The 24,910-nt window shown below is 63.7% G+C and carries 22 protein-coding genes; 11 read left to right on the forward strand and 11 right to left on the reverse strand.

Annotated elements, in window-relative coordinates; genetic code table 11:
- Positions 1-77 precede the first annotated feature (77 nt).
- Genes D002_RS0111880 through D002_RS0111890 form a run of 3 tightly spaced genes read left to right on the forward strand, consistent with a single transcriptional unit; the run spans position 78 to position 2,606 of the window.
- Entirely contained in the window at positions 78-812 is a 735-nt protein-coding gene (locus D002_RS0111880; RefSeq protein ID WP_018142146.1) for a sulfotransferase family 2 domain-containing protein, read from the forward strand.
- A 2-nt stretch (positions 813-814) separates the two neighbouring features.
- Positions 815-1,660 carry a sulfotransferase domain-containing protein gene (locus D002_RS0111885; protein WP_038051988.1) on the forward strand — a complete coding sequence of 282 codons (846 nt, stop codon included), beginning with the start codon at positions 815-817 and terminating at the stop codon, positions 1,658-1,660.
- A 40-nt stretch (positions 1,661-1,700) separates the two neighbouring features.
- Positions 1,701-2,606, forward strand: coding sequence for a sulfotransferase (locus tag D002_RS0111890; protein WP_018142148.1), 906 nt, complete (start codon positions 1,701-1,703; stop codon positions 2,604-2,606).
- On the opposite strand, the gene D002_RS0111895 is transcribed toward D002_RS0111890, so the two are convergent.
- Together D002_RS0111895 and D002_RS0111900 are read right to left on the reverse strand one after the other, a co-directional pair.
- Positions 2,596-3,345, reverse strand: coding sequence for a sulfotransferase family 2 domain-containing protein (locus D002_RS0111895; protein ID WP_018142149.1), 750 nt, complete (start codon positions 3,343-3,345; stop codon positions 2,596-2,598). The genes D002_RS0111890 and D002_RS0111895 overlap by 11 nt on opposite strands.
- Positions 3,346-3,399: 54 nt before the next feature.
- Positions 3,400-4,497: a glycosyltransferase gene (locus D002_RS0111900; protein WP_018142150.1), complete on the reverse strand. Its 1,098-nt coding sequence runs from the start codon at positions 4,495-4,497 to the stop codon at positions 3,400-3,402.
- Positions 4,498-4,615: 118 nt separating this feature from the next.
- On the opposite strand from D002_RS0111900, the gene D002_RS0111905 reads away from it, so the two are divergent.
- Entirely contained in the window at positions 4,616-5,368 is a 753-nt protein-coding gene (locus tag D002_RS0111905) for a sulfotransferase family protein (RefSeq protein WP_018142151.1), read from the forward strand.
- 13 nt (positions 5,369-5,381) lie between these two features.
- Here D002_RS0111905 and D002_RS0111910 read toward each other — a convergent pair whose 3' ends face one another.
- The 5 genes from D002_RS0111910 to D002_RS0111930 all read right to left on the reverse strand — a co-directional run bounded on the left by D002_RS0111910 (position 5,382) and on the right by D002_RS0111930 (position 10,494).
- Positions 5,382-6,182, reverse strand: a complete 801-nt coding sequence (locus D002_RS0111910; RefSeq protein ID WP_231362944.1) for a sulfotransferase family protein — start codon at positions 6,180-6,182, stop codon at positions 5,382-5,384.
- Positions 6,183-6,280: 98 nt separating this feature from the next.
- Complete coding sequence (locus D002_RS0111915; RefSeq protein WP_018142153.1) at positions 6,281-7,030, reverse strand: hypothetical protein; 750 nt, start codon at positions 7,028-7,030, stop codon at positions 6,281-6,283.
- Positions 7,031-7,033: 3 nt separating this feature from the next.
- On the reverse strand, positions 7,034-8,050 hold the full coding sequence (locus D002_RS0111920; RefSeq protein ID WP_018142154.1) for a phosphotransferase: 1,017 nt from the start codon (positions 8,048-8,050) through the stop codon (positions 7,034-7,036).
- Entirely contained in the window at positions 8,050-9,153 is a 1,104-nt protein-coding gene (locus D002_RS0111925; RefSeq protein ID WP_196800134.1) for a glycosyltransferase, read from the reverse strand. Before D002_RS0111925 ends, D002_RS0111920 begins: the two co-directional genes overlap by 1 nt.
- A gap of 30 nt (positions 9,154-9,183) precedes the next feature.
- Positions 9,184-10,494 carry an O-antigen ligase gene (locus D002_RS0111930; protein ID WP_018142156.1) on the reverse strand — a complete coding sequence of 437 codons (1,311 nt, stop codon included), beginning with the start codon at positions 10,492-10,494 and terminating at the stop codon, positions 9,184-9,186.
- A gap of 281 nt (positions 10,495-10,775) precedes the next feature.
- Between D002_RS0111930 and D002_RS13165 the strand changes: the two genes are divergently transcribed.
- Genes D002_RS13165 through D002_RS0111950 form a run of 4 tightly spaced genes read left to right on the forward strand, consistent with a single transcriptional unit; the run spans position 10,776 to position 14,708 of the window.
- The gene (locus D002_RS13165) at positions 10,776-11,588 is read left to right on the forward strand and encodes a 3-deoxy-D-manno-octulosonic acid kinase (protein ID WP_018142157.1); all 813 of its coding nucleotides are present in this window, start codon (positions 10,776-10,778) and stop codon (positions 11,586-11,588) included.
- Positions 11,578-12,711: a glycosyltransferase gene (locus D002_RS0111940; protein ID WP_018142158.1), complete on the forward strand. Its 1,134-nt coding sequence runs from the start codon at positions 11,578-11,580 to the stop codon at positions 12,709-12,711. The genes D002_RS13165 and D002_RS0111940 overlap by 11 nt, the downstream gene beginning before the upstream one ends.
- 4 nt (positions 12,712-12,715) lie before the next feature.
- Entirely contained in the window at positions 12,716-13,414 is a 699-nt protein-coding gene (locus tag D002_RS0111945) for a sulfotransferase family 2 domain-containing protein (RefSeq protein ID WP_018142159.1), read from the forward strand.
- Positions 13,389-14,708 (forward strand): hypothetical protein, encoded by a 1,320-nt coding sequence (locus D002_RS0111950; protein WP_018142160.1) that lies wholly within the window; start codon positions 13,389-13,391, stop codon positions 14,706-14,708. The genes D002_RS0111945 and D002_RS0111950 overlap by 26 nt, the downstream gene beginning before the upstream one ends.
- Here the strand turns inward: D002_RS0111950 and hldE are convergent.
- The 4 genes from hldE to glnE form a co-directional block, all read right to left on the reverse strand.
- Entirely contained in the window at positions 14,656-16,107 is a 1,452-nt protein-coding gene (gene hldE / locus D002_RS0111955; protein WP_026181694.1) for a bifunctional D-glycero-beta-D-manno-heptose-7-phosphate kinase/D-glycero-beta-D-manno-heptose 1-phosphate adenylyltransferase HldE, read from the reverse strand. The two genes, D002_RS0111950 and hldE, sit on opposite strands and share 53 nt — an antisense overlap.
- Before the next feature lie 67 nt (positions 16,108-16,174).
- Entirely contained in the window at positions 16,175-16,399 is a 225-nt protein-coding gene (locus tag D002_RS0111960; RefSeq protein WP_018142162.1) for a zinc-finger domain-containing protein, read from the reverse strand.
- Positions 16,400-16,427: 28 nt separating this feature from the next.
- Positions 16,428-17,348 (reverse strand): branched-chain amino acid transaminase, encoded by a 921-nt coding sequence (locus D002_RS0111965; protein ID WP_018142163.1) that lies wholly within the window; start codon positions 17,346-17,348, stop codon positions 16,428-16,430.
- A gap of 12 nt (positions 17,349-17,360) precedes the next feature.
- Positions 17,361-20,288 (reverse strand): bifunctional [glutamate--ammonia ligase]-adenylyl-L-tyrosine phosphorylase/[glutamate--ammonia-ligase] adenylyltransferase, encoded by a 2,928-nt coding sequence (gene glnE / locus D002_RS0111970; protein WP_018142164.1) that lies wholly within the window; start codon positions 20,286-20,288, stop codon positions 17,361-17,363.
- 149 nt (positions 20,289-20,437) lie between these two features.
- On the opposite strand from glnE, the gene D002_RS0111975 reads away from it, so the two are divergent.
- From D002_RS0111975 to D002_RS0111985, 3 genes are all read left to right on the forward strand, one after another.
- A complete protein-coding gene (locus D002_RS0111975; protein ID WP_018142165.1) occupies positions 20,438-21,475 on the forward strand; it encodes a Fe(3+) ABC transporter substrate-binding protein in 1,038 nt (345 codons plus the stop codon).
- Positions 21,476-22,027: 552 nt separating this feature from the next.
- Entirely contained in the window at positions 22,028-23,791 is a 1,764-nt protein-coding gene (locus D002_RS0111980) for an iron ABC transporter permease (protein WP_018142166.1), read from the forward strand.
- Positions 23,788-24,897 carry an ABC transporter ATP-binding protein gene (locus tag D002_RS0111985; protein WP_018142167.1) on the forward strand — a complete coding sequence of 370 codons (1,110 nt, stop codon included), beginning with the start codon at positions 23,788-23,790 and terminating at the stop codon, positions 24,895-24,897. The genes D002_RS0111980 and D002_RS0111985 overlap by 4 nt, the downstream gene beginning before the upstream one ends.
- Positions 24,898-24,910: the final 13 nt, after the last annotated feature.

A 24,910-nucleotide genomic window follows, 5' to 3' on the forward strand; every position in this document is an offset into this window, starting at 1 on the left:
CCTGAATTGTCCGGTGCGGAAGGCCTGTGCTCTAATCTCGCCTCCCGTATGCACCGGTAGCAAGGGCCTCAATTCGCGTGATTATTTCGCACCGCCACCAGTTCGTCTTCATCAAGACCCGCAAGACCGCAGGCAGCAGCCTCGAGATCGGTCTGTCGCGCGTCTGCGGCCCTCAGGACATCGTAACCCCGCTCAGCGAGGAACGAGGGGAGGAAGAGTTCCGACGTCAGGAAGGCGGGTTTGGGCCGGCCAACCATCAAAAGCCGGTCGCCCGGCATCGCGGATTCAAGGAGTGGCGGCGACTGTTGACGCGAGGCCAGCGGGCGACCTATGGCCAGCACACCCGGGCCCCCGAGATCCGCGAGCTACTCGGGGAAGACAAGTGGAACCGATATTACCGTTTCACCGTCGAACGCAACCCCTGGGATCGCGCCCTGTCGCGCTACTGGTGGCAAAAGCATCGCTGGGAGAGCAAGGGACGCACCGAGTTCCCCAGCCTGAGCGAATACCTGGCCTGGATGGAGCAGCACAAGCCGCACTGGCTGAGCAACTGGGGGCACTACACCATCGACGACGAGCTCGCCGTTCACAAGGTATTGCGCTACGAAACGCTCAGCGAAGACCTGGAAGCACTGCGGTCGGAAATGGGCATCGACGGCGACATCTCACTGCCGACCTATCGCGCGAAGGGCGGTTTTCGGAAGGATGGCCGCCATTACAGCGACATCCTGGGCCCCGAGGACCGGACGATCATCGAGCGCGTCTGCGACCACGAGATCGCCGCCCTCGGCTACCGTTTCGAGGTCACCTGAACGTGGCCGCAATCTCGCGCCAGCGGGGCCTGGTACGGCGACTCGTCCAGCGCATACGCCGCCAATGGCGCCGCCGCCGGGCAGACGTCCACCTGGTCTCCTACCCCAAGTGCGGAAGGACCTGGCTCGTGCTGCTGATCGGCAAGTCCCTGCAACTGCACTACGGCCTGAAAAACCGCAACCTGCTCAAGTTGCGCGCCTTTACCCGGCCCTGGCGGGACATCCCGTACATCCTGCAGCACCATGATGGAGGTCCCGAGTTCCTGCTTCCCGAGGAACTCAAGACGGACAAGTCCGCCTATCGTGGCCGCAAGGTCGTGTTCATGGTCCGCGACCCGCGCGATGTGCTGGTTTCCTCCTACTTTCAGAAGACCCGACGCAACCGGAACTACGAAGGCAGCATGGACCAATACGTGCACGAACGGCGTGGCAGCATCGAAACCATCGTGACGTTCTACAACATCTGGGCGCGCAATCGCGAAGTGCCGCGTGACTTCCTGATCATCCGCTATGAAGACCTACATGCGGATACCCCAGGCGAGTTGCGGCGCGTACTCGATTTCATTGGGCTGGACGCGATCGCCGACCCCACCCTCCAGGAGGCCGTGGATTTCTGCCGTTTCGACAACATGCGCAAGCTGGAATCAAGAAATGCCCTGGGCACCAGCGCACTGTCAGCACGCGACCAGGACGACCAGGACAGCTTCAAGACCCGGCGTGGCGAAGTCGGCGGCTACCACGAACATCTGCACGGCGAGGCCCTGGAACACGTCAACGCGATCATCCGGACACGCCTGGACCCTCTCTTCGCGAACTATATCAAGCCCGCACACGAGGACCGCGCATGATGCTCCGCGCCAGCGGCCCCTGCCCGGCAAGGAGATCGCAATGTCGCGTCCTCCGGTAATCATCATCGGCATGCACCGCTCGGGCACCAGCCTGCTGACACGGGTGCTGCAACAGGCCGGGTTCTTCATGGGAACAGGCGCCAGCCGCAACGAAGAGGCGGCCTTCACCAATGCGGTCAACGCATGGCTATTCCGCGAGGCCTCCGCCACCTGGGATCGGCCGGAATCCGTGGATTGGCTACTCGCGGACGAGGCCCTGAGACCCTGGCTGCTGGACTACATGCGCGACATGATCGAGGGCCCTGCCAGCCTGCGCTTCCTGGGTATTCGGCGGGGTTTGCGCGGCTGGGGGCTCGCCAAACAATCGACCCCCTGGGGCTGGAAGGACCCTCGCAACACGTTCACGCTGCCCTTGTGGCTGGAGCTCTTTCCCGACGCCCGGGTCCTCCATATCGTGCGCCATGGCGCGGATGTCGCCGCGAGCCTGCGCAGCCGCCGTAGCGAAGTGTTCGACCAGCGCCGCGCGCGTTATCGGAAATACCGACCGGCACACCGACTGGACCCTTTCGCTCCCCGGCGCCGGGGCTTCGCTCCCCAGGTTCGTTGCGGCACACTGGAGGGTGGGCTGGAGTTGTGGGCCCAATACGTCGCAAGGGCACGGCAGCATGTGCGGGCCCTGGACGAACGAGCTCTGGAGATTTCCTACGAGTCACTGCTCGCCGCACCAAAGGACACCCTCGATCAGGCCTTGCAGTTTTGCGACTGCCCCCTGGATACCGAACGACTGGCCATGACCGCCGCAACGTTTCGCCCGGACCGGGCCCATGCCTGGCACCGGGACCCGGAACTGCGTGCATTCGCCGAACGGCACCACAAAACACTGCAAGCCCAGGGATATGACGCTCACCCGCCGACGAGCCCGATTCCGGCGCCGCTCAGTCCGTGAACGAATACTTGAAGTACTCGATCTCCCGACCGAACAGTTGCTGGACTTTCTCCTTCTCCTCCTCCTCCCCGTAATACTCCTGCCACGGCTTGGGATAGGCACGGCGCTTCTCCGATGCCAGGGCATCCACGCCTTCGACGCCGGCTAGAGACAACGCACGCTGGAAATCGGCCTCGAGGTTCTCGAAGCGCCCGACAAAATCGACAGCGACTTCGTCATCAATGGTGTACATCGGCCAGTTGTCATGCTTTTGCCGACCCGACCGGGCCTCCGCAAGGAGCTCGTCGAGAAATCCGTCGAAACTGGGAGGCGCATCCTCCTTGCGTGTGCGGTAGAGATAGTCCGATACAGCCCGCTCATAGGGATTGCGCACAAAACAAAACTTGAAGTACTCATGCCAGGCACCCGGCATGGCATCGCGCACCTCGACTGCGGGAGGATGCGCGGAGGAAGACAGTCCGAACTCCCGCTTGAAACGCTTCTTCACTGCCTTGTTCAGCGCAGACGCCCACCCCCGGCGCTTGAGCATTGCACTCCAGAGTTCGGAGACCCCCAGTGGCGTCAACAGCTGACGCCGCGCCCAGGGTTGCATGGGGCCTCCCGCCTGCAGGCTTTCATGGACACTGCCCAGCATCACATCGCCCCGTCCCATATGGGGCGAGAGCGCCACCTTCATCGAACTGCCGGCGACCTTACGGCAATGGATAAAGATGAAACGATGCTGATGACTAATGATCATTTCTGTCTTCCTCCATGTGAACGGCCTGGCTCAGCGCGCACGGGTCCGCTGACTTCATGCCGTCTTGAGCCCCATTACCTGCAGGTACTGCAGCGCGACCCGATCGCTGCGAAACCGCTCCATGCCATCACGCAACGCCGCGTCCGCCGGTGGGGCACCGAGGGTCGCCTCCATCGCTTCACTCAATGCCCCAGGATCACCCACTGGCACCAGACGCCCCACGCGCCCATCCTGAAGGATCTCCCGCGGGCCGGACGGGCAGTCCGTAGCTACCACCGGGGCGCCCGCCGCCAATGCCTCGACGATCACGTTGCCCAAACCCTCGTAGCGGGACGACAACACGAACAACGCCGCACGGGCAAAGTACGGGATGGGGTCGGGAACATAGCCGGTCAAATCCACGTCTTCCGCCACGCCGAACGCCTGGGCCCGCTGTTGCAGCGAATCCCGCAGCGGGCCATCCCCCAGGATGACCAGGCGCGCCGATTGTCGCATCCGCAGCCGAGCAAAGGCCTCGATCAACGTGGCAAAGTCCTTCTGCCCGGTCAGCCGCCCCGCGCCCACAATCACGGGTGGCCCCCCTCCCTGAAACCAGGGATGGTCGACGGGCTGCGCGGCACGCCCCGGAATACAAGGCGTCACGGTCGGGTTGTAGATCACCCGGATCTTGCCCGGGTCCATACCAAAATTTGCGATCAGATCGTCCCGCACCCCCTCGGAGATCGCGATGACACAATCAGCCTGGCGATACAGCAGGCGCGCCGTCCAGCGCTTGAAGCGCCGCCGCAGTGTCTGACTTGGGGTATTGGTAATCTTCACGAATATCGGGACCGGGCATCCCGATATTCGGCGTGCGATCACGGCGACCTTGGCGGCATGATCCTTGGCGGTCAGCAGGGCTGCGGGAGGATCTTCCCGCAGCAGGCGCGTCAGCTTGCGCACGCTGTCCAGCTTGCCACCGCTGGCCAGATCGATCACCTCAACTTCGGGTGGGAGTTCGTCCGGATACGGGACGACGCCACCTCGCGTCAGGATGATCTGCGGCTGCACACCCTGCGCCAGAAACTCCCGGCACAGGATCAGCACCTTGCGCTCGATACCGCCCCACGCCTTGAAGGGCGAGAGGATTGCGACCCGGGGTTTTCCCACCACCTGCCCTCCATTCGACGCGCCCGATGATAGCGCAGACGTCGGCAGGGCTTCAGGCGCGGCGAACTCGTCGGGCACCTCCAAGATGGTTCCGAACAAAGGCGTGCTATATTCGCGCGCTATGCATGCCACACGGTTATTCAGCGAGTGGTTCAACCCGTTGCTGTCCCACCTGGACGGGCGGGTCCAGAAGCATCGCGTCAATCCCCGCATCCTGGTATCCACGTCGCAACGCTTCGTGTTCTACCGGATCCCCAAGGCTGGGCACTCGACCGTCGGGAACACCCTTCTGCGCTATGACCCGTCGATCACGGACGAGCAGCGAGAAGCAGTTCAGGCCTCCGGGGACAAGATCGGCGTTTACCGCCACCCCCGCGAGATCGGCCTGCGCCGCAGCCGCGAGGCCTGGCGTAATTACTTCCTGTTCACCTTCGTGCGTAACCCGTTCCAGCGCACGCTGTCGGCCTATCTCGACAAGATCATGCGTGACCGGCCACCCGCTGCCAAGAATCTCGGTGCATCGCCGGCGCAGGACGGCTCGACCCCGAGTTTTTTTGACTTCTTGGAACGACTGGAAAACGAGGCGCTTTACCGCGGCCCTCACTGGGCCCCACAGGTCAGTCTGCTACCCCGTGACCGCGGCCGCCTGGATTTCACCGGCCATCTCGAGCACATCGATCGGGACCTCCCGGCGCTGGTGCAAAGACTTTTCGGAGACGGATCGCTCGTGGAGATACACAACTGGGATCCTCACCGTACTGGATCCGCCAGCAAGCTGGCGGAGTACTACGATGGAGCCGCGGTCGACCGCGTCCGCTCACTCTATCGCGAGGATTTCGACGCCTTCGGCTATTCGCTGGATCCGAGCGACTAATGCGCAGCAGGTCTCAGGGCCGCCAGTCCGGATCGTACCTGCCCACCGCAAAGTCCTCCCGGTAAAGGGTCGCCACCCGCGAGTAAAGCGATTCGTCGTAGAACGACTCGAGCCGACGGGTCGCGCCCTGGACCTTCCCTTGGTAGCGACGCTCCAGGGCATGAGGCTTGCTCAAATCCAGTGAAGCAGGCAGGGACACACCAATCTCCGCGCACACCCGACTCAAGTCGTCCCGCAGATTCTCCAGCTGACCGATCTGGTCAAACTGATCCGGAGGCGCCATCAACAGATGGCACTGCGGCCAGAAATGCTTGTTCGCCCTCAGCCCGCCCGACTCGAGAAATCGGACAAAATCCGAAAATCCGGCCATATCCTGCTGCCCGGCCCCGGGGAAATGAGAATATCGCCGCTTCGCGGACGCCACCTTGTCCAGAAATGCTGAAAGGCAGCGAGCGTAAGGGTTTCGGAAGACGGTGAAGCGATAGTAGTGACGTGCCGCAAAGAGCTCTCGCAGCGACAGCTCATCCAGTCGCTTGCCTGCAGACCGCGCATTCTTCAATTCCGACCGATAGTCCGCCCGCGTCATCGTCGAAACCGCTCCAGCGTCACTATCGCCACCACCAAACACCAGTTCGTTCAGGTAGAGCGAAATACTGGAGTTGCCCGATTTCTTGATCCGGTTGTAGATCAACCGCAGATCGGGGTAGACATGAGCCCGATCCATGGTGACGGCGCGCAATCCCTGTGTGCCCGTCAGCAACGCAACTCGGGAACGGGTCAACTGTTTTCGAAAACTCGGCGCGTTCTTTGCCATGGCGAGTAATGTTCTCAATTCTGGTCGTCATTCGGCCGCGCCCGAGGCGTGCCCTCATGGCGTCCGTCCTTGGCCATAGGAACTGCCCGTCCCATGGGCTACTGTCGCAGCTTCATCAGGTTGTCCACGAGATCGCGGGCTGACTTTTCAGGCGGCTCACGGGCATCCAGCTGCACAATCGGGATACCCCGGCCAGCGCAGATGCTCGCCGCCGTCTCGGTCATCTCGATCGCCGGCTCGACCATCTCGTGGAAGCGAGTCACATTCGGGTTGCGCTGGCGCAGGCGCTCATTGATGGCCTCGGGCGGGGCCGTCAACAGAACAAGCGCCTGGGGGGCCGGCATGCATTCCAGATAGGCCTGCACCTGCTCCCGTGGCGCCCCCAGTCCCAGACTGATCGCGCGCTGCGCCAACCCTTCGTCGAACGGAATCCAGGCGTTCCCCGGTAGCCGATCCGTCGCGCTCGCTAGTGCCACGCTGCCGATAAAGCTTTGCATCCGCTCCAGCGTCAGCGCTTCGCTTTCACTCGGCTCACCGCCCCGGGTGAGCGCCAGGCGCAGGAACTCCGGCCAAGGTGCGTCGGCCTCCCGCAGGGACCTGAATTCGTGGCGCACCATCTCCTTTTCGAGCTTGGCGCGCATCCAGCGCTGCAGACCCTTGCGGGCATACAGGGCCGTCTCAATACGGCGCCGCAACGCACCGGTAGCCTGGCGTTCATGGGCCGCCCATAGCGGAAGCCAGCGCGGCGATGCACTCAGGACACCCCGGCGCTTCCATTCCGCCTGAAGCGGTCCGAGCAATGTGGTCTTGCCCACCCCCGGAGGCCCCATCAGCTCCAGTCGCCGCATCGGTTACCCCACCTCGCAAGCATGTCGCAGTTTCTCGCTGGCACCCACCAGTTTTTCCCGGCGCTTGTCCGAGTCCGCGCTCGCGAACTGGGGGCGGAAGGCATGCGCGAGGGCCATCGAAAGCAGTGCCGCGACACGGTGATCGGGATACCATTCGCGGCCGGCCGAACGCCACAACGAGGACAGCTCCGTATCGTATTTGCCGCGCAGATAGTCCGAACGCAGGGTCTCGTTCACCGGGGCCGTCCCGCGCAGGAGCGAAAGTGCGTCATAGAAGAAGGGCAGCGATTGCACCCGCTCCAGATCGATCAACACGACACGACCATCGGCGCGCACAAACACATTTCCGTTATGGCAGTCCCCATGGCATTCAAGAACGGGCGCTCCACGCAGGCACTGCTCGATCCCCATTTCGTGCTGACTCAACGCCCTGTGCAACCAGCCAGGAAGGCGCCACTGCCGAACCTCGCTCCATACCCGGCCCAGATCAAAGTGCCCATCGCAATACTGTACGTGGTGCTCGCAACTGGCGAGGAGCTGGCGAAAGGCCGGATCCCACTGATCGGCATCCGCGTCGCGAATGGGCACGCCGTCGACAAAGGATTCTCGAACGGCGAACGCCCCGAAAATCGCCACGGTGGCCGGATTGATTTCGGGGCAAGTATAGGATTGCGCCAGCCACTGCGCATGGCGAAGCAGCTTGTCGGTCTGTCCCGGGCGATTCGTCACCCGCAACATCCAGCGCCGACCTCGATCCACCAGCAAGGTCCAGTCGCTACGAGCGATCAGGGTGTCGCAAGAGGCCGAATCCAATCCCATCGACTCGCCGCACCGGACTTCGCGCGCCCCTCCGGAAGTCCGAAGCAGACGCTTCTGGTAAGCATCCGGATGGGCCCCAGCGGCTGGGGAGTAGGCCACACCACCCGATATCCGCCATTCCCCCTGAACCAGTTCGCGCTCGGCCCAGTGCAACTGTTGCCGCGTCTGTCGACCCTGCTTCCAGCGCGCAAAGACTCCCATCAACGCGACACCCCCCTTTTTTGGGATTCCAAACCAAAGAAGTCCAGATACGCGCGCGATGCCGTTTCCACTAGGAAGGGGCGTACGGCCTCCTCCTGCTCGAACACAGGGGCTTCGCCCCGTAGCGTCTGATCGATGGCACAGGCCAGGGCCTGCGGGTCCTGCATCGGCACCAGGAGGCCGTAGCGGCCGTGGGCAAGGATCTCGCGCGGGCCACTGGGGCAGTCCGTCGAGACCACGGGAACACCGAGCCCCAGGGCCTCCATGACCACATTCACCAGCCCCTCCCATCGCGAGGACAGGGCAAAGACGTCCGAACGCGCCATCCACGCATAGGGGTTTGAGACGAACCCCGGCAAGTCCATGTCGTTTTCAATACCCAGCTCTTTCGCCAACGCGCGCAGAGCCCCTTCCTCGCGTCCCTTGCCCACAATGATCAATCGCGCCTCGCGGCGTTCCCGCAGACGCGCAAACGCGCGCAACAGGGTCGGGTAATCCTTTTGTGGCACCAGACGGCCGGCCGACAGGATGACGGGGCAAGTCTTGTCCGTTAACCAGGGGTGGTCCACCGGTTCGCTGGCCCGATCAAGCGTTCCCTGGGCCACCGATCCGCTATAGATGCGCTGCACGGTCACGCCCTTCAGACCCACCGTATCCACCAGGTCGTCGCGCACCCCGTCGGAGACCGCAATCACGCCGTCCGAACGCGGATACCACCGGCGAATTTGGCGAAACTTCTGCTCTCGCCGCCGGGGTTCAGCGGCGAGCTTTTCCGATTCGCCAAAGGTATTGGGCACACTCAGAAATCGCCTGGCACCAGTTTCCGGGAGCATCCCGACCTGGGCCAGGATCATGTTGGTAATGTGGTTAACCGACAGGATAATCTGAGGTTGGCGCCGTCGCAGGTAACGCCACAAGGCCCAGGTCGTGGCAAGCTTGCCGCGGGTTCCAAGATGCACACATGCAACCGAGGAAGGCATTTCGTCGGGGTAGAACATCTCGCCATCACGAAAGGTCACCAGTTCCACCGACCAGCCGTCGCGGGTCCAGACGTGGATCTGGTTCATCAGCCGACGATACGTCCCACCCCAGGGGCGAAACATGCCGAACAGGACGATATCCGGCACGTCGATTCAGCCGCTTGTACGGGAGACGGTTACATGCCGGGCAAGGGCCGCGGCAATCATCGGGGCCAGGAACATCGTGTACAGATGGATCTGCCCGAATGAATCCAGGAAGTACGTGCCCAACATCGCCACCAGCATAAAGGGCACGAAGCCGATGGTTGTGAACGCCAGGCCCAGCCCGAGACGATCCGAACGGGGTCGCTCACGCACCTGTCGAATCGCTTCCCAGATGATGGCCGCGAAGAGTGCGATCATCAGGGTATATCCAATACCCCCCAGACGCGCGATCAACTCGGCATGGGCATCGTGGAAATGTCCCGAGCGGCCCTGGAGGATGGGTGGCAAGGGCCGCTCCTCCATCATGTGGTAAGGATCCGCAGGGCCCCACCCCGTCAACGGGCGATCAAGCCACAGCTGGATGGCGAACACCTTGTACGCCCCTCTTGCCCCCACATTGCCATCTTCGAATTCCCAGGCATCGTCCAGCTTTTCCATGGCCAGTATTTCACCGATAGCGTCCACACGGTCCATTGCGCGGCGCTCGATCTCATCCCAAGCAAGGTAGAGCACAGAAGCGAACAACGCCGCCACAATGAGCAACGCAGCGATGACGTAAGGACGAAGAAGTTCGCGACGAAAATGCCAAACCAAAACGACGGCCAGCACCGCCAGAGCCACCGTCAGCGACAACCATCCCGTGCGCGACTTGGTTACGAAAACGGCCACCAGTAACGCAATCGCAAGCAGTAATACGCCACCCGTCCGCAGCGCAATCAACCAGGAGACGGGCATACGGGACCGAGCCTGACCGCCCAGCAGCAGCGCGGGTGCCAGCATCAGTAGAACGATCAATATGGAACCCATTGCCAGGGCGGACCGCGAGTGCCCCATACCGAAGATATAGCGAGAGGTACCCGTCAGCGCCTGATTGAAGTCTGCCCATGACCAGGTCGGCACAATTTCGAACAGAACGAACCCCAGTGCCATGGCGCCCAGTGCGCCTAGGGCATGACGCAACCAATCTCCAGTAGCCACCAAGGTCATGGCCAGGATCAGCACAGGTAAAGCGAGGATACGGATCCAGGTCCCGGTACCTTCCAGGTGTTCGCTGGCAAGCTCCGGCTGTTCAACGAAAGCAGCAGCCAGCCCCCGCATGAGCACGTAAACGATAAACGCCAGGGCAATCCAGAAGACCGGGGTACGAATCACCCCTTGCCAATGGCGTGCCACAACAATGAGAGTGATGATCAGCATTCCGAACTGTGCAAGCTGCCCCAGCGTAATGCTGAGCGGCGACAGAAAGGCGAATGCATACACGAACGCTATGGCCGTATAACTCAGCCAACAGGGTGGCGGCACGGTGGAGTTCAGGGACGCTGCACGTCCGTCGATTGTTGTCATGTAGATCCCGTTTAACGCGCATTATCCAATCGAGCCACAACCAAAGGGCGTACCACAGCATGGCTCCTCAAAAACGGTCGTCAGTATAATGGGTGCCCACCGGGGGTCCACCCCGCCAGCGTCCAGCACTACGTCCCTGCTCAAGGGTCCGGATCACAACCAGGGAAACCGGTGCGAGGCGCCTGTTGCAATGCTTAATGCCAGACGATAACCGCGTTCACATTCCGAACCATCGCCCGGACGCCGGCTCATCGGCATCGCCCGCGAAGGACGGCGACCTTACACCAGTGGCCGAGCGTCTGGCGCACCCGGCGCGAAACCGATGGATTCTTCACGATACGTCGCTACTCCCTGAAGCAGCGGAAGAACTGTTTCAGCCACATCGACTGCAACAACAGGGTTCCATCACAGAAACCCGTATCGGGCGCCGCGCGACACATTTTCTAAACTACGATGGGTTGGACCTCGTGCTGCGCCACTACTGGCGGGGTGGCTGGGTCGCCAGGCTATCGGAGGACCGGTACCTGTGGACCGGGCGTACGCGCACGCGCCCTGTGCGGGAATGGAACCTAACCCGGATCCTGTACGAACAGGGACTGCCGGTTCCACGCCCCGTCGCAGCCCGGGTCATGCGCCACGGACTGGTGTATTCGGGGGACCTGGTCACTGCAACAGTGTCGGATGCGACGCCGCTGGATGAATGGATACAGCAGCAAGAGGACACTCCAACCCTGTGGCACGAGGTCGGCGCGACACTGGCGAGGTTTCACCAGTTCGGTGCCTGGCACGCCGATCTCAACGTTCGCAACATCTTGGTCCAGCCATCCGGGAAGGTCTGGCTCATTGACTGGGACCGGGGCCGCCTCAGCGTACAACGCGGACTGCAAGGCAATCTGGAGCGCTTGCGGCGATCGCTGGAAAAGTGGCCCGAGATCCGGGAACGAGGACGCACGGGATGGTCCGAGCTGCTCTCCGGCTACCGCAGCGCGAGGGGCGGCGATGGCGACTAAACGGCTGGCCGTGCTGATTGCCTACACCGGGGATGGCGGGGTCGAAAAGATGATGAACAACCTGCTCCGCGGCTTCGTGGATGCCGGCGTGGCCGTGGACCTGCTGTTGCTGAAGGCCCAGGGCGGGCACGTGCAGGAGATCCCCGAGGGCGTCAACGTGATTCGTCTGGATGTACGTACCTCCCTGCAGGCACTGCCTGCGGTATACCGATACCTGCGCAAGGTGCAGCCCCACGCGTTGCTCGCCGCCAAGGACCGCGCCGGCCGCGTCGCTCTGCTGGCGCGGCGGTTTGCGCGCGTGCCCACCCGCATCGTGCTGCGCATGGGCATGCACCTGAGTGGCTCGCTGGCCGAAAGGTCCTGGCTGCAAAGGAGCGCGCGCTACCTGCCCGTGCGCTGGCTGTACCCTTGGGCGTATAGAATCGTCACGGTGGCCCCGGCCGTGGCGGACGATCTGGCCTCCATCGCCCGGCTCCCCCGGGACCGATTCGAGGTCATTGCCAATCCGAGCATCAGCCCGGCCCTGTATCAGCAAGCCGAAGCGGCATCAGGGCACCCTTGGCTCGACGATGCCGAAACACTCTCCATGCCCGTCATCGTCGCCGCGGGTCGACTGCGACCGCAGAAGGATTTCGCCACGCTGATCCGGGCCTTCGCTGGTGTGCGCGAGAACCGCGAGGCGCGTCTGATCATCCTGGGTGAAGGCCCAGAACGCACGCATCTGGAACAACTGGCACGCGAACTCAGCGTCGAGGCGCAAATCGACCTGCCCGGGTTTCTCGACAATCCCTATGCGTTCATGCGTCGAGCAACCGTCTTCGTGCTGTCGTCGCGCTTCGAGGGCGCACCGAACGTGTTGGTGGAGGCCATGGCGCTCGGCACGCCGGTGGTCGCTACCAACTGCCCGAGCGGGCCCAGCACCATCCTCGAGGACGGGCTCCATGGCCCACTGGTACCGATGGCCGATCCGGAGGCACTGGCAGCAGGTATCCTTCAGGCTCTGGAGACCCCGGTGCGGGCCCGGCAACTCCGCCAAGCCGTCTCTGAGTACACTATCGAAGCCAGCACGCAGCGATACCTGGATGTCTTGGGTATCGAACCCCGGCGAACCGGAGAAACCTAGCCGCATGCTGATCTCGTATCGCAAGAATTTCCTGTTCATCCACATCGCCAAGACAGGCGGCACCAGCATCCGGGCCGCACTGCGGCCGTATCGCTGGGGAGGCTGGTACAGCATTCCGCTGTGGGCGGCCAGCCAGGTCAGCCAGTTGACGCGCCCCCGGCACAAACTGGGGCTGAAGTTTCCGCGCCACGCCAAGGCCATTGCAGCCAAGGAGATGCTGCCGGAGCCCGTCTACCGTGACCTGTTCAAGTGCGCGATTGTGCGTAATCCCTGGGACTTGCAGGTCAGCTCCTACCACCACATACGGCGCGAGAAGCCGGCGATACTGGAGGGCGTGCGGGACTTCGGCGACTTCCTGCGGCTGAAATTCGATCCCGAACGGCCCTACGACTACATGCTGGACACCTCGGCCGAGCTGCAGCACGAATACATCGTGGACCTGCAGGGCCGTGTGATTATCGACTTCATTGGCCGTTACGAACGTCTGCAGCAGGACTTCGACACCATCTGCCAGCGCATCGGCATTCCCACGCCACAACTGCCGCATCTGCGCCGCGCGCACAAGCGCGAGGACTACCGCCGGTACTACGACGACGCCCTGGCGGAGATAGTCGCGCAGCACTACCGGCGCGATCTCGAGGTGCTCGGCTACACCTTTGACCCGCCTGAACCAGCCGATGCGTCCACTACCGGAACCGGCTGACCGCATCCCGCTCGCGGGCATTGGGGATCTCGTCCTCGAATGCCTGATCCACGAGTACCCCGGGAAGCGGAGGATTTTTCGCGCCACGCTGAACGGTAGCGACCCGGTTGTGGCCAAGTTCTACCTGGGCTCGATACAACAGTGGCCCGAATGGCGCCGGGGCGTGCGTGGAGCTCTCCGACTCCAGTCGGCCGGGATCGCAGCCCCGGCGCTACGGCATGCGGGATTCGCGAAGCGGTATCGCGCCTGGCTGTGCGTGCTGGACTGGATCGAGGCCGACGAGCCGTGGCCGCCCGAAGCCCTGCCCGAACAGCTGCATCACCTCCTGCTACGCACACTGGCCGAACACCACCAGGCTGGCCTTCGCCAGCACGACTTGAACTGGCTGAACTTCATCCCGCACGACCGGAAGCTGTACGCGATCGACGGAGACCGGGTCCATTGGCAGCGGCGGGCACTGAACCGCCGCAAGGCACGCGCCCACCTGCTGCGCCTGTATGCCTCGAAATCCCGCCTGCCGGAATCCGAGGTCGCAGGGGGCTACGCGTACTACTGCCGTTTACGTGAATGGCCGTGCACGGAAGACGACATACAGGCCTTTGTGCAGGCCGTGCGGATCGCTCGCCTGCGGCAAGCGAAAAAGGTCGCGGCACGCGCCAGCCAAGGCTGGAAGCACTACCCCCGCAAGCGATACGGACACATCCGGACGATACGGGACCGACGCCACCTGGAAGCCGATACTGTCGAATGCCTGGCAAAGGCGCTCCACGCTAAAGGGACCACGGATGGCTACCCGGATCCTGACACGATCCGGGCGTGCCGCATCGATCTGCCCGCAGGCCCCATGCCCTCCCTGCTGCGTCCCTGGGTCACACGACAGTTGGCATTGCGCACCTGGCGGCATGCGCTGATCCTGCAGCGCCTGGGCATGCCTGTCCTACGGCCTCTCGCGATCACATGGTCCAACGACGGGCTCGGCTGGCTGATCCAGCGAAATCCGCCCGGGCTCCGACCGCTGAGCGCCCGAACCGAGCAACCGCACGAAGCTCAGGACGGAGGGACCATCCTGGAGCAAGCGGACCGCTCCTGGGGCGAGCTTGCCAAGGCGGGCCTGGCGCTGTCACTCGATTCACCGGAAACGCTCGGATGGGACGGGGAACGCGTGTGGTTCATGGATCCACAGGGGCTGAACTTCGGACGCCCGGATTCGCCCCAACTCAGGCAGAGCGTCGAGCGGGCAGTCAGGGCGCTTCGGGCGCGCCTGAATCCGAACGTGCCTGAATCCGGCCCATGACCGCGCTGGTCGAGCAGCCATCCAGGAATTCCAGCACTCGCACCTCGCCTCCGTTCGCCACCACCGCATCGTGTCCGGCGATGGCCTCGGGCCGATAGTCGCCACCCTTGACCAGTACGTCCGGCAAGATCTCGGCAATCAGGTCGGCCGGGGTGTCGTCGGAAAACGGGACCACCCAGTCCACCGCACCCAGCGCCGCCAGCACGGCCATGCGCTGATCCACCGGGTTGACCGGGCGCCCTTCGCCCTTCAGGCGCCGTACCGAGTCATCGTCGTTGACGGCCACCAGCAAGCGATCGCCCAGAGACCGGGCCTGTGAGAGGTAGGCGACGTGTCCCGCATGCAGGATGTCGAAGCAGCCATTGGTCACTACGATGCGTTCGCCCGCAGCCCGCGCCTCCCGTAATACCTGCTGCAATTCGGGATAGTCCAGCACACCCTGTCCGGCGGACTCCGGCGCGTACAGCATGCGCTGGAGTTCGACCAGCGACACCGTGGCCGTACCCAGCTTCCCCACTACGATACCGGCGGCCAGGTTGGACAGGTGCATCGCCTCCTCCAGCGGGGCCCCCGCTGCAAGGGCCCCGGCAAGGGTGGCAATAACCGTGTCACCAGCGCCGGTCACGTCGAAGACTTCGCGCGCCCGGGCCGGCTGATGCACGGTGGCCTGCCCCTGCCGAAAGAGAGTCATCCCCGCCGCGCCGCGCGTAACCAGCAGGGCCTTGATCCCACACTCGTCCAGGATTTGGTGGGCAGCCTGTTCCAGGCTGGCGTCATCCGGGCAGGGGCCCGCCACCCCCTCCAGTTCGGTTAGGTTCGGGGTTACCAGGTCGGCGCCACGGTAGGCCGAAAAATCGCGGCCCTTGGGATCCACCAGCACCGGCACACCGGCCGCGCGGGCGGCCTGAATCAACGGCTGGGGGTCGCGCAGCGCGCCCTTGGCGTAGTCGGACAGAACGACCACGCCACAGTTAGGCAGCAAGGGTTCGATCTGCGACAGCAGATCGTGGGCGATGGCACCGGGGAAGCCGTCCTCGAAGTCGAGACGAATCAGCTGCTGATGTCGGCTGATCACGCGCAGCTTGGTGATCGTGGCCGCCCCCGGCTTGCAATGAAAATGACAGCTCACCCCCGAACCTTCCAACAGGCCCGCCAGTTCTTCGGCCGCCGCGTCATCGCCTGTCATACCGACCAGGTCGGCATGACCACCGAGGGCCGCCAGGTTCAATGCCACGTTGCCGGCACCACCGGGGCGCTGCTCAATCTCGCGCACGTGGACGACGGGCACCGGGGCCTCCGGCGAGATACGGTCCGTACCGCCATGCCAGTAACGATCGAGCATCAGGTCACCCGCGACGAGTACGCGTGCCTGGTCAAATGGGGGGAGGGAGAGTTTCATTGGGAATGACTGCCACCGGGGGCGGCCGGAAGCCCCCCGGAGGGTACGCTGTCAAAGTCCAACGGGATCAGGCGTCGTCCTTGAGGACGTACTGCGTGCCGCAATAGGGGCATAGATAGCGGCCGTCGTCCGTCTCGTCGATTGGCAGGAAGACCCGCGGATGCGAGGCCCACAGCGCCATCTTCGGCATGGGGCAGTGCAGCGGAAGATCCTTTTGGGTAACCGTGATTTCCGTCTGCGCGTTAGCGGTCTCGTACTGTTCCTGGTGATGAGCGGTATCGGGGTTGGCCATGGTGATGTTCTCGCGTGTTGGTCCGAGCTTAGACGTAGGTCAGCCAGCTATCGTGACGGCTGTCGCGGCCCTGTACGACATCAAAATAGCGCGATTGAAGGCGTTCGGTAATCGGCCCGCGCGTACCGGAACCGATCGGGCGGTCGTCCACTTCGCGAATCGGGGTCACCTCGGCGGCGGTGCCGGTAAAGAAGGCCTCGTCGGCGATGTAGACCTCGTCGCGAGTAATGCGCTTCTCCACCACCTTCAGGCCTTCTTCCTCGGCCAGGGCAATGACCGTGCGGCGGGTAATGCCGTCCAGCGCAGAGGTCAGGTCCGGCGTGAACAGCACGCCATCATTCACGATGAAGATGTTTTCGCCACTGCCCTCGGCCACGTAGCCCTCGGTATCCAGCAGCATGGCCTCGTCGTAGCCGCAGCGGGTCGCTTCCTGCAGGGCCATCATCGAGTTCATGTAGTTGCCGTTGGCTTTGGCCTTGCACATGGTCACGTTCACGTGGTGACGGCTGTAAGACGAGGTACGGATGCGGATGCCCTTCTCCATGCCCTCGTCGCCTAGATAGGCGCCCCAGTGCCAGGCCGCGACCATCGCGTGCACCTGAAGGTTGTCGGCGCGCAGGCCCATGCCCTCATCGCCCAGAAAACACATCGGACGCAGATAGGCGCTCTCCAGGCCATTGTCACGGACGGATGCGATCTGCGCGTCGTTCAGCGCCTCGGCGGTATAGGGGATGGTCATACCCAGGATCTTGGCCGAGTTGAACAGGCGCCGGGTATGGTCCTGCAAGCGGAAGATCGCGGGCCCACGTTCGGTCTTGTAGGCGCGGACGCCCTCGAACACACCCATCCCGTAGTGCAAGGTATGGGTAAGCACGTGGGTCTTCGCCTCGCGCCAGGGCACCATCTGCCCGTCCAGCCAGATCACCCCGTCGCGGTCGGCCATCGACATCGTCTTGTTCCTCTATGCGTTCTGGTTCGCGGCCGTCTGCGGCTCGCCGAACACGTCAACCCAAGCTTCGATCACACGATCGCGCACGGCACAAAGCTCGTCGTCGGGTTCCTCGACCCGGGCGTCGCTCCCCGCCAGTGTCAGACGGTGAATACGATTGCGCAGATCCCGATAGGCATCCGCCAGCGCCTCGCTGAGCGCCGTGTCGATCACCCCTTCGCGCCCCAGCATTTCCAGCGTGCGGATCTTGTCCGGCCAGTCACAGACGGCGGGATGATCGTGAGCCGACACCAAAACCCAGTATTGAACCATGAATTCGATATCAGTGATACCGCCACGATCGCGCTTGAGATGGAAGCCACGACCCTTTTTCGAGGCGTGCTCGGAGAGCATGCGATCGCGCATTTCCACGACCTCGGCACGCAGAGCCGCAACGTCACGTTCGCGGGTCAGGACCTCGCGGCGCAGGGTATCGAACCGTTCGCCCAGCTCCGCATCCCCGGCAACAAACCGCGCGCGGACCAGCGCCTGGTGTTCCCAGGTCCAGGCGGATTCGTCCTGGTAACGCCGAAACGCCTGCAAGCCACTGACCAGAAGGCCGGCCGTGCCACTGGGGCGCAGCCGCGTATCCACCTCGTACAAGCGACCCGCCGGGGTGAAGGCCCCCAACAGGTGGACCACGCGCTGGGCCACGCGGGCGAAGAACTCACCGTTGTCGATCACCTTGGGGCCTTCGGTCTGGGCCTCGTCGCCCTCGCTGTCGTGCAGGAAGACCACGTCCAGGTCCGAGCCGTAGCCCAGCTCGAATCCCCCGAGCTTGCCGTAGCCGATCACCGCGAAACGCGCCGCGCGCCGACCATCCGGAGAGCCGCACTGCGGCTCTCCATGGCGCTCGATCATCTTCTCCCATGCCAGTTGCAGCACCCGCTCCAGCAAGACTTCGGCCAGCCAGGTCAGGTGGTCGGATACCTTCATCAGGGGCAGAAAGCCCATGATGTCGGCGGCCGCCACCCGCAACGTCTGCACCTGCTTGAACTGCCGCAACCGATCCAGCATCTGCTCGTGGTCCTGCTCGGGAAACTGCGCCAGCTCGGCCTCCAGCTCCTCGCGCAGCCCGTCACGATCCGGGGGTGCGTACAGCGCACGCGGGTCCAGCAGCTCGTCTAGCAGCACCGGGTGCCGGGTGAGCTGCTCGTTGATCCACGGGCTGGCCGCCACCAGCTTGACCAACTGCGACAACGCCAGCGGGTTTTCCACCAGGAGCGACAGGTACACCGAGCGTCGGGCGATGGTGCGCACCATCTGCAGCGCCCGTGGCAACACCGCATCCGGCGTATCCATTTCGGCGATCGCCCCGATCAGCAACGGCATCAGGCGATCCAGACGCTGGCGACCGGTCACGCTCATCGCGCGCACACCCGGGCTCTCGCGCAGATCGGCGATCCCGCTCAGGGCCGCCTCCACATTCTGGAACTCCATGGCCTCCAGCACCGCGCGGGCAGCCGGCTCCGCCAGCGCGCCCTGCCACAAACGGTTGAGCTGCTGCTCGCGATCGGTCTCCGGCGAGGCTTCCATCGCCTCCCCGTCCGCCCGCTGTGGCGCTGTGAAGACCTGGTCGAAGTGCGCATGCACCCGCCGCTGCTCGCGCAGCAAGGCCATTTCAAAGGAGGCCTCGTCATCGAACCCAAGCGACAACGCCAAGCGATGACGGTCGTCGCCATTGGATGGCAGCCGGTGGGTCTGCTGGTCATGCAGCATCTGCAGGCGATTCTCGACGCGTCGCAGAAAACGGTAGGAACGCTCCAGCTGCTCCACGGCATAGCCGGGCAAGAGGTCGCGCTCCCGCAAGACGGCCATGACGCCCAACAGGTCGCGCCGCTGCAGGGCTTGATCACGACCGCCGCGAATCAACTGGAACGACTGGGCAATGAACTCGATCTCGCGGATCCCGCCCTCGCCGTGCTTGACGTCCTCGAAGCGGCCGCGACGCGCCGATTCATCGTTGATCATCTGCTTCAGCTCACGCAGATTCGCGAGCGTGCCGTAGTCCAGGTAGCGCCGATAGATGAACGGACGGAGCCGGCGCATCAGCCGCGCCCCGGCCTCGGGGTCCCCCGCCAACGGGCTCGCCTTGATCAGGGCATAACGCTCCCACTCGCGGCCGTGAGCCTGGTAGTAGTCCTCCATCGCATCGAAGTGCATGACCAGGGGCCCGGAATCACCGAACGGTCGCAGGCGCATGTCCACGCGGTAACAAAAGCCATCGGCCGTCACGTCCGACAGGGCCGCGATCAACTGGCGCCCCAGACGCTGGAAGAACTCCTGGTTCTCGATCGTACGTTCGCCATCGGTCTCCCCCGCCTCCTCGAAGGCAAAGATCAGATCGATATCGGACGAAAAATTGAGTTCACCGCCACCCAACTTGCCCAGCCCCAGAACCACCATGGACTGGGGCTCGCCCTGTGGACCGCGTGGCTGCCCATAACGCGTCTGCAGATGGCGATCAATCCATTGCAGACCGCCTTCGATGAGGGAACGAGCCAGCCGACTCAGGTCGTGCATGACCTCATCAAGACCCGCTTGCCCGGAAAGGTCGCGCCACGCAACACGGATCATCTCGCGATGCCGCGTCTCGCGCAGGGCGCGGCGCAAGCCGGCATCGTCCGTGGCACGTTCAAGACGCGACTGCAGCAGGCGGTCAAATTCCTCATCACCACAGGCCGCCACCCGGCCATCCGCGTCCAGCGCCTCCAGCAGGTAATCCGGATGCTGGCGCACCGTCTGGACCAGATAGTGACTGAAGGCGAACGGGGTGGCCGCCGACGCCAGGAAGGCCTCTGGCCAGACAAGCTTGTCGCCGAGCTCGGCCAACAGGTCGCCCACCTCCTGCTGCAGCGTTGGCGGCAGACGGGTGGGTACATCGGGCAATGGTTTGTCCATATGCCAAGCCTATCAGCGTTACGCCCTGGGGAGGCCAGCCGCAACCCCAAACTCGGTCATGGGGTATTGACTTGGATGAAAACACAAATAACAATCGTTCTCGTCCAATAAAGCCGCAGTGCGTTTATTCACCCATCAAGGACCGTGTTATGACCTTTCGCCCCTTTGCCTGGCTAATCGCAACCGCCGCCGCCATCGCCGTCAGCATGCCCCTGGTCGGCTGCAGCCCGGCCGACGAGGATGAGGTCAACCTCTACTCCGCACGGCAGGAAAACCTGATCAAGCCCTTGCTCGATGATTTCACCGACCAAACCGGCATCAAGGTGAACCTGGTGACCGGCGGAGCGGACAGCCTGCTGCAACGCCTGCGCCAGGAAGGACGCAATTCACCGGCAGACGTCTTCATCACCGTCGATGCCGCGCGCCTGCATCATGCCCGCGAAGCCGGCGTTTTGCAGAGCACCGAATCAGATCTGCTCAGCGAGAACATCCCGGAACGCTATCGCGACCCGGACGGGCTGTGGTTTGGCCTCTCGTCCCGTGCCCGACCCATCCTTTACCACAAGGACCGGGTTGATCCGGATGACCTCTCCACCTACGAGGCCCTGACCGACGAGAAGTGGGAAGGCCGGATCTGCATCCGCTCCTCCGACAATGTCTACAACCAGTCGCTGGTCGCCGCGATGATCGCCACCGAGGGCGCCGAACACGCCCAGGAATGGGCCAACGGGATCGTGACCAACATGGCGCGCCCGCCGCAGGGTGGGGATCGCGACCAGATCCGCGCAGTGGCGGACGGGGTCTGTGATATTGCAGTGGCCAACACCTACTACTTGGGCCTGATGCTCGACGGCGAAGGGCGTGACCGCGAGGTTGCCGAACAGATTGGTGTGTTCTGGCCCAACCAGGATGACCGCGGAACCCATGTCAACATCAGCGGTGCCGGCGTCACTGCCCATGCCCCGAACCGCGAGAATGCGATCCGCCTGCTCGAGTTCATGACCTCCAGCGAGGCCCAGGAGTGGTACGCCGAGGTCAACCAGGAATACCCCATCCGCGACGACGTGCCCGCCAGTGAAATCCTGCAAGGGTTCGGCGAGTTCAAGTCCGATGACATCGAGCTCTATCGTCTGGGCGACAACAACGCGGAGGCAGTCCGCATCATGGACCGCGCGCGCTGGCGCTAACGCTCTAATTCAAGTGCAATGCCTGACGCCCCCGGTCCTCCCGGGGGCGTATTGTTTTTCACCACGAAGCGCTCGCAGGACACGAAGCGAGAGTTAAGGAGACGCTGATTGAATCGCACGTCCGCGTTGGCGCCCCCTGTTTCCCGAGACAAGGCGCGTCGTGCAGCGGGTAGTGGTTCTACCCGTAAGCGGCGCAACGCAGGATCGGGGAACAGGGGGCACCAACCCCACAAGCCATTGAAAGCAGGGGCTCGGCCGCTTTTGCGCGCGCACAGCGTTGCGGTTTCCTTGTGCAGAGTGACTGCACGGCAGTCACCGCGCCTTGTTCGCACGCAAAAGCGACTCGAGCGCGGACGTGCGATTCAATCAGCGTCTCCTTAAGGAGACGCTGATTGAATCGCACGTCGGCATCGACACCCCCCGCGAAACCTTTTCTGACGTTCTCTGAGCCCTCCTTGCTCTGTGGTGAAAAAACCAAGGGCACAGGCAATCCGCCAACCGGAGAGCGGCCATAGTGGTATTCGAAAAAAGAACCTTTATTATTCGCACTCCATGAGTGCCCAGCCCTCCATTCCCGCTGCCGCAACGGCCCACCCGGATCGGCGACGCCTGCCATTCAGTCCCTGGTCGGCCGTCGCCATTCTGGTAGCGCTCACGCTGGCTCTGCCGATTCTGGTGATCTTCGGCCACGTGTTTATTCCGGCTGGCGAAGTCTGGCAGCACCTGCGCGAGACGGTCCTGGCGGACTACGTGACCAATTCCCTGGCGCTTCTGGTCGGTGTGGGCATCGGGGTGCTGCTGATCGGCGTGCCGGTCGCCTGGCTCGTCAGCGTTTGCGAATTCCCCGGGCGCGGCATCTTCCAGTGGGCGCTCATGCTCCCGCTGGCAATGCCGGCCTACATCATCGCCTACACCTACACCGGCATGCTGGATTTCAGCGGCCCGGTCCAGAGTCTGATCCGCGACCTCACGGATTTGGGATACGGCGAATACTACTTCCCCGAGATCCGCTCCCTCGGCGGCGCGATGGCCATGCTCACCCTGGTGCTGTACCCCTACGTGTACCTGCTAAGCCGAGCCGCCTTCCTGGAACAATCGGTCTGCGTGCTGGAGGTCTCCCGCACCCTGGGCGCCGGCCCGTTCGGGGGCTTTCGCCGGGTCGCTCTGCCGCTGGCGCGGCCGGCGATCATCGCGGGTCTGACCCTGGCTCTGATGGAGGTGCTGGCGGACTACGGCACGGTGGCCTACTTCGGCGTCAGCACCTTCACCACCGGGGTATTCCGGACCTGGTATGGGCTGGGCGATCCAGCCGCCGCCGCCCAGCTCTCGGCGGTACTGCTCACCTTCGTGTTCGTGCTGATCGTGCTCGAGCGCTGGTCAAGGGCCAAGGCGCGCTTCCATCACACCAGCCGGCGCTACTCCACCCTGCCCCGCTACCAACTGCGCGGCTGGAAGGCCACCGCCGCCTTCCTTGCGTGCCTGCTGCCGGTACTGCTGGGCTTCCTGCTGCCCGCCTTCCAGCTCACACTGTGGACCCTGCAGACCACCGACCTGTGGATGAATGCGAGCTTCGCGCGGCTGGTCTTTAACAGTTTCTGGCTGGCGATCGCGGCAGCCGTGATCGCGGTGGTCCTGGCACTGATCCTGGCCTATGCCCGACGCATGGAGGGTGGCCGTTTCACCACGGTCGCGGTGCGCGTGGCCGGCATGGGCTACGCCGTCCCGGGGACCGTCATCGCCATCGGGGTCATGATCCCGTTCGCCGCCTTTGACAATGCCCTGGACAGCTTCATGCGCGACACCTTCGGCTTGAGCACCGGCCTGCTGCTGTCCGGGACGGTATTCGCCCTGCTGTTTGCCTACGCCGTGCGCTTCCTCGCGGTCTCGCTGCAGACGGTGGAGGCCGGGCTAGGCAAGATCCAGCCCAGCATGGACGATGCCGCACGCTCGCTCGGGATGCGCCCGCTGCAGACGCTGACCCGGGTGCACCTGCCGATCATGCGCGGGACCCTGCTGACCGCGTTGTTGCTGGTCTTCGTCGACGTCCTCAAGGAGCTGCCGGCGACCTTGATCCTGCGCCCATTCGATTTCAACACCCTTGCCGTGCGCGCCTTTGAACTCGCCGGCGACGAACGCCTGGCCGAATCCTCGAGTGCGGCACTTGCCATCGTGCTGGTCGGACTGGTTCCCGTTATCCTGCTGTCGATGACCATCGGTCGCTCCCGTCCTGGCCAGCAGGGCCAACCCCGTGCGACGGAGGAAGAACCGCCGTCCAAACCCCTCGCCATGCCCGCAGGCACGACGAATACGCCATGACTCAGCCAACTGAAGACGCCCTGCAAGTCCCGCACACACCGCTGATCGCTCTCGACGAGGTCGACATCGGCTACGACGGAACGGCTGTGGTCCATCAGGTGTCCCTGGCCTTGCCCAAGGGGCAGATCGGCTGCCTGCTCGGACCATCCGGTTGCGGCAAAACCACGCTTCTACGCGCCATCGCGGGATTCGAACCCCTAATGTCCGGGGCCATTCAGCTCGACGGACGTACCGTCTCGGATGCCCAACGCACGATCCCACCGGAGAAACGCGGCGTCGGCATGGTGTTCCAGGACTTTGCCTTGTTCCCGCACCTCAGCGTGAAGGACAACATCGCGTTCGGCATCCGCCACTGGAGTCGGACGGACCGCGAGGAGCGCATCCTCGCGCTGCTCAAGCTGGTGGGGCTGTCCGGGTATGGCGAGTCTTTCCCTCACGCTCTATCCGGCGGCCAACAGCAGCGTATCGCCCTGGCCCGCGCCCTCGCGCCGCGTCCCAAGCTACTGCTGCTGGACGAGCCGTTTTCAAGCATGGATGTGGAGCTCCGGAGCGAACTCGCACGCGAAGTGCGCCGCATCCTGCGCGCGGAACACACCACAGCCATCCTGGTGACGCACGACCAGCACGAGGCCTTCGCCTTTGCCGATCGCATCGCGGTCATCCACCAGGGCCGCGTGGCGCAGTGGGATACCGCCTACAATCTCTATCACCGTCCGGCGGATCGCTTTGTTGCGGACTTTGTCGGCGAGGGGACCTTGATCCCCGGAATGGTCTGCGCCGAGCACGTGGTCGATACCGCCTTCGGACAGATCGAAGGTGCCCTGTCGGAGCAGCTACCGCCGGGCACGGCCGTGGATGTCCTGGTACGCCCGGACGACATCGCCATCGACAACGAAGAGGGCACGATCCGCACCGAGATCCTCGACAAGGCCTTCCGCGGGGCTGACTTCCTCTACACCCTGCGCCTGCCGGACGGGATCAGCGTACTGTGCCTGGCCCCCAGCCACGACAACTTCGTGATCGGCGAGCACGTGCGCCTGCGCCTGGATTTTACCCACCTGGTGGTGTTCTCTCGCGGCAGTGGCGTCGACTGTCCCAGCGCCTGAGCCGCTACCCCAT

The organism is Thioalkalivibrio sp. ALJ7, assembly GCF_000376865.1.
Lineage (GTDB): Bacteria > Pseudomonadota > Gammaproteobacteria > Ectothiorhodospirales > Ectothiorhodospiraceae > Thioalkalivibrio.